2 protein-coding genes are annotated in these 6,239 nt (G+C 58.9%); both read left to right on the top strand.

Annotation, left to right across the window (positions count from 1 at the left end; genetic code table 11):
• The first annotated feature begins 592 nt into the window (after positions 1-592).
• The gene (locus tag G9U53_RS31645; protein WP_064688359.1) at positions 593-1,531 is read left to right on the top strand and encodes a phospholipase D family protein; all 939 of its coding nucleotides are present in this window, start codon (positions 593-595) and stop codon (positions 1,529-1,531) included.
• Positions 1,532-2,256: 725 nt separating this feature from the next.
• Positions 2,257-2,514, top strand: a complete 258-nt coding sequence (locus G9U53_RS31640) for a hypothetical protein (RefSeq protein WP_029256882.1) — start codon at positions 2,257-2,259, stop codon at positions 2,512-2,514.
• The last annotated feature ends 3,725 nt before the right edge of the window (positions 2,515-6,239 follow it).

Genomic DNA, 6,239 nt, shown 5'->3' with positions numbered 1-6,239 from the left:
CAACCATCACGCCGGCCACTATCGCCTTTTACCTGATGGGGCGTCGAAGCCACGCTGACGCCTCCCAGCCGCCACCTCACCTGAACTCGGAACGAGCGACGGCCCGAGAGCAGTAGACGAACCTCAACCTCAAGCAAACAAACCGGCTTCCCGACGCAACGCATGGGTTCACCAGCTCATGAAGACCACGCCAATCGACCTCCACTGCAAGCTTGAGAAGCTCTCTGCACGTTCCTCTTTCGAGCGCCATCACGAGCCACCACGCCCACCCTACCTCGGCGGGATCGCTCAGGCGGAGAGTTTCCCGGTGAACTGTGCAGGGCGCTGTTCGAACGGGCGGCAGACGCCTTCCCCGGCACGTCCGCCCTACTACTGCCACTGTCCCGTATCGGATTCGCACGCCGAATCGACAGCGTTGCAGTAGCACTGGAAAATCACATCGCCTGGCCCCGCGGGGGGTGATCGCCACACCGTTCCACTACCTCCACGACAGACATCCGGACGATGCTTCTGCTTCGGAGGTGACGCAGAACAACAGCAACTTCACTCAGGCGCCATAAATCGGGCCCGATTCGCGCTACCGTTCTAGGTTATGGGGACCAGCTTCCACGGACCGAACCCGTGGCCACACATCACTCGCGCAATCCGCACGCGAGGCCCACGCTATGCCGCTGTCCCCTACCTTGGACACCTTGCGCCTGAACTACTTCCACTTCGCAGTGGAGACCTTCTGGTCGTCAATGCTTCAACCGCGGCGATCCGCGCCCACGCCACTTCACCTGTCGTTCTTTCGCACTACCTCAGCAAGGGCGTTCGCATCCTCTCGTCGTCAGCATTGCACGCCAAGGTCATCGTGACGAACCAACGAGCTGTAATCGGCTCGGCGAATGCTTCCGAAAACTCCATATTCTCCCATGAGGCGGTCATCATTTCCGATGACCCTCAAGTGGTCGCCGACAGTCGCGCATTCATCAACAACATCGACGAAACCACCACCGTAGACCAGACATTCATCGACAACGCTGAACGCGAATGGGCAACCGGGCGAGCCGTACCCATCCCCGGCATCGCAGGACGAATTCAGAACCTCGACAACGACTTTCTTCCAACTCCGACCAACAGAGTATTCATCAGGCGCCACGAGAGCCATCCTCACACGCGCACCCCACCTGTGAAAAAGCCTTCAACGAAGGAGCTTTCGGTCGATCCGACAGCGAGATACCGACTCGAAACGCTCACAATCGAAAAGCCATGCAGCATTGCACGCGGGGACGTCGTCATTCGCGTCTCCATGGATGACGAATTGCTACTGCCACCCGCTGCCGTGATATCCAATCAGGAAAGAATGCCCCTCTCCCCCAGCCAATTTCACTGCTTTCTCCGCGTTCGCAACGATCTAGTGCCGCTTCCTGCTGCGGACGTCGAAAAGCGTCTCGCCGACGTTGGGCATCCCAGCGCACAACTGAGGTCTAACCACTATGTTCGCTCCCCCAGCCTTCGGGCCGAACTCTTGGCACTGTGGAGCCATTGACCCCGAGGAACACATGTTGACGAAACACACAGCACCCGTTCGAACGCAGGTGCACTTCTCTCCCGATATGTCGACCCGAACATTGCACTGGCGGAAGTCGAACAACACGCGACTTTGCTGCCCCACCTGCCGAACGAAATCCTTTGCGTAACTGCGATGAAGAGCATTAACCGCGGCATTGCACGCAGATGAACCTCGCGCCAACCGAAGTCCCGTCACGACTCGCCCGCGAACACGAAACGTAAAATTCTCCCCGTTCGAGATGCACATTCGACAAGAGGCCACATCGAGTTTTCCTTTCCGGATCCTTCCGACGACCCCCCCGTCCACTGTCCACAAGTTCCTCTCCTCGTCACACGACAGTGCGCTGCGGAGGCAGCAGCTCACGCGTGGGCTGCCCCACCCCTCCCCCTCGTTCAATCACACATGATTGCACCCGGCATTTCAGAGCATGAGCGCTAAGCATCTCCATCCGCTCCTCAAGTTTCGAACCGACTCCGACACGAGAACGCCTTCGAACGAGCCGGCGCCGACACACCCAGGATCCGCCTTCGGTGAAGCCTTAGAAACACCCCATCGGGCTCGTCGCTGGACGGGCCGGCGGCGGCCTGTGACGCGGGCCGCCGAAAAATCCCACAGAACTCCATGGCAACATCAACCACACGCGACACACCGAACAAGCGCGCCTACCCGTATCAGTTACAGATTGGTTCTAGTCTTTCCTCATGGCACAGCACAACAAGGGACCTCGCGGACACATCGCGACTCGTGCTCCCCTCAAGCAGCACAAGGTGTACGAGGATCGGGCCGCCGAACTCGGAATCCCTGCTGGGGACTACTCCGTGCTCATACTGGCCATCACACACGGACTGGACATACCGGACTACATCAGCGACAAGCTGCATCCGGAGCAGCTAAGACTTCTCGAAGTCGAAGCGGCCGGATCGTTGCGTCGCATCGAGCAGCTTGCGGTCGGCGCATGAACTATCCCTAGACAGCGAACAACCCCCAGGGCTTGGCGGCATCGGGGGCTGTCCGTTTATGCGGTTGTGGAAGCTTCCCAGCTTCCTGACCACCACTAACCCAGAGAAGGAAGAGGCGGTGACCACCACTACCTCGAAAGGAAGAGGCGGTGCTTACTCGATGATATCGCAGAAACGCAATTCCGCCATACCCGCGGACGTGTTCTCGGTGTCATTTCTGGCACGTCCAGATCACATTTCAGCTTTCGCGACGCCAGGATCACACTTCTGCGTACCGAATGTCCCCTCCGAGCAGGCCAGCACCCTACCCATAGCGGTACCGATGTGCGGCCGCCGGATCGAACAGACCTCTCGAACGACCGCGGCCGCAACGCGCGTACAGCGGATCCGCAGAGAGGGAGGGCGCCCCTAGCCGGCAGCGAGCGAAGTACCCCGATACCTAACTAAACAGCGCAGACCTCTTGAAAAGTACAAAGGCCCCCGAAGGGGGTGATTGGGAGCGGACCGCATCGCGGCGAAATAGGACTGGCAGGTCCTTGACGTCGACTGAGAACTGGCAGGTTCTCCGACATCCGTTCTCGAAACATTCTCGAGAGGTGAGCTTCGAAAGTTGGCGCTTTCTCTGCTCGTACTGCATCCCCTGGAAGGGACTTACCTATGGCAGGTATGTCTCAGGGTAGCGCATACCCTGAATACACCCCAACTCATTCCATATCACCAACCGTCGGCGTGTCGCGCATCGGCACCCGATCCGTTGTCTCTCAATCGACAGAAGTCGACGAATGGCAAGCAGCAGTCGACGACGCGCTCGCACGTGTGGCTCGTATCGAAGCCGCCGCACGACAACTCAACGAGCGCACTGACCAGCGTGGGCGCTCTTGGTCCCTCCCCGTCGAACCAAAAGAACAAGCACGCGTTCCGGTCTGGACGTCACGCAGGGAATGGCTCCGCCAGTTCCGGCACCACACCACCACTCCGGCCGGCAAGGCATTGTGCGCGCGCAACCTGATCAGGCCCGACAAGGCTTACCTCGTGGCACAAGCTCACGCACATTTCGCCGAATCCCACACAGGCCGCGGGGTCTGCGCAGCCAAGTCAACAATCGCTGCCCGGGCCAAAGTCAGCGAATCCTCGGTCAACCGCGCCAGGAGAGTGCTCATCGCTCTTGGAATGGGCATCGAACACGTCCGGGGGCGAAACCTCAAAACCCTGGAATTTCTCGCTGCTGAGGCCCACCACGGGGGTCAACAGCACCGCGCTGCATCGACATGGTCACTGTCTTCTCCTCGAACAGTCGTAGCAACGACACCACCTCGAAAGGTCGCCAAGACACGGCCGTCTCGTGCCTCTGAGAGGGCTCCCCGCCGCAGGGTTCGGAGCTCTCGGGGGGACGGCCTCAACCGAGTCAACCCGCCCAACACCGGTCGACCAGGGTCGATAGGAGCTGACACCCTATCTAGTGTTGGTTTTTTATCTTCTGAAGTTCTTCCGTTAGGAAGAACTCACCAACGCGTACACGCGCGAACTCGGCCGACATCGAAAAAACGAAGCAGCGCTCGGACACCGCGGCCTCTGGCACTTCAAAGGACTGCGGCTGAACTCGTGAACCATGCTCCGGCCCTCAGACCACCCGGACATATCGGGGTGATCTGCGATCTTCTCCGCGATGTCAAAATCGATATGACTCGGTGGACCGGCCGTGACATCGCACTGACGCTCTCCCGTGACACAGCAGACCGGGGGTGGATCTGGCCGACGAGATCAAGCCTGGGTTCGCCGTTGGGCTACCTCAGACGAAGGCTCGACGGCATCGACTGGACGAGAGAATCCCCCAGCGAACAGCGTAGGTCGGCCGACCTGGCGAGAAAGAGGGAACAACAACTACTCGAAAACTCACACGTACACCGCACGAAAATGGCAGCGGACCCGGACCACCGCGCGAGGAGTCTCGCCAGCATTCGTGCGCACCTGAGCAAACTTCAGCATTGAGGCCGTCCAATCCAAGGCTGCAGTGCACGTCCAGAATCGCGCCGCATGGTGGGCAACGAGTGCTGGCGAGAAGGATTGCGCTTGGATAAAGCCCTGCTTGCCCTGGTCTGAATACGCGTGAGGTGGTTGATCGTGCACTGAGAATCAGGAGGACGGTATTTGGGTCTATGCATTGCACTCGACCCCCGCTTTCGAAGGACTGAACCCGCCCAAACCAGTGAATAGTGGCCGTCGGGGCGCATAGTCACGTCGGAAACTGCCGTCCCGGATGCCGACACGTTCGCACGCCTGAGGACGTGTCGCCCTGTCGTGCGTCCCGCAATGCTGCGGTGCGTCTGATCCTGAAATTTGATTTTCGCAGGTAGAGGCTATTTTGCGCGGAAGAATGGCCTTGCGATCACTGCATGTGACGCACGCGTTGCGAGGCATTCTGGTCGCGCGTGCCATACACGCAATGCGTGCGTTGCAAGGCATGCATTGCATGTAAGGCACTACTGTTGCGGGCAACCGTCGGCCACCTTGTGACGTTCGTATCCGCCGACACGGCAGAGTAGGCGTCCTGCACGGGATTCTCACAGACACTTGACTTAGGTCTTTATCGCCGCCACTCCCCCACCCGGTCGAATGGACACGCGTGTTTGGTTGTACCGAACTGCACGACGCTGGGTGCGAGTGCCCGCATGCGAAAATTCTGCTCGTGAAGCAGTGAAATCGGCCCTCACAGTGCTGATCATCCCCACCGTATCCCCTAACCTGATTTCGTCACTGTGACGATAACTCCATGCCTGCTTGGATTCGCTTTGATGCCCACACGTCGACCGAACCTCGGCCCCATTCGGACCTCGGTATGTCGTTTGCCTTGTACCTCCGGAGTCACACACTCGACGCGCATTTCGCGCGGAAATTTCGATTGTGCACGGGTCCGGAGGTACCTGGGATGTCTCGGAAAACATTCTTCGCGAGTCAGGTGAACACGCCATTTGGCCAATGAAATCTGCTGTAGTTGCAACTCTCAATAAACTTAGGTGTCCCTCCGCCCAACCAAAATGGGGATTCAGTGTGGTCGTTCGCCCCTCCTCGCCGCGTGCCGGAAGCCACTTTCAGTGCACGTCTCGCGGTTCATTGTGTGCCCTCGTGCGGGTCTCGGCCTTCCGAGCCCGATGAGATGAAATATGTTCTGGCTTCGACTGACAGCATGTGCATCTGTCGACCTACCGCCGCGGGGCAGTATCAGAGATTTTCTGAAGTGGCAGCCCGTTCCCGCCGGCCTCGAAATGATGCCCTGGGTACGAACTGGCTGAATATGGTCGCTCGGCGACTTCTGAACAATCCGTGCTGTCCAAACCGGAATGGTCGAATCCCCCTGATCTCGGGCCTCGAGCCAGTTGGCATTCCAGGAGTTTCAGATCGATCTCCTCGACACTCTCGCTGCGAACTATCTGCCTCCTGGTTCGATTCGGGGCCTGCGACATGTCGGGATCGGGCGATCACGACAGTCAATCTGCTCTCGGCCGGTCGAACCTTTGCCTCGATGTCTGATCTTCGTGGCGAATTTCTTGATTCGCTCGAGACCAGTTAGTGCTGTGAACAGCACTTTTGCGGGCGCATGCAGTGCATGCAATACATGCAGCACGTGCAAACCATGCAGACCACGCGATGCATGCGCTGCGAGTTCTCCATGCACAACGCCGTACGCACTGCATGCATGCAATGCGTGATGAGCATTCACTGCGTGA

The sequence above is a fragment of the Rhodococcus sp. D-46 genome (assembly GCF_011290655.1).
GTDB lineage: Bacteria > Actinomycetota > Actinomycetes > Mycobacteriales > Mycobacteriaceae > Rhodococcus_F > Rhodococcus_F qingshengii.
Note: the sequence above shows the minus strand (reverse complement) of the source record. Positions and strands in the feature narration are given on the sequence as shown.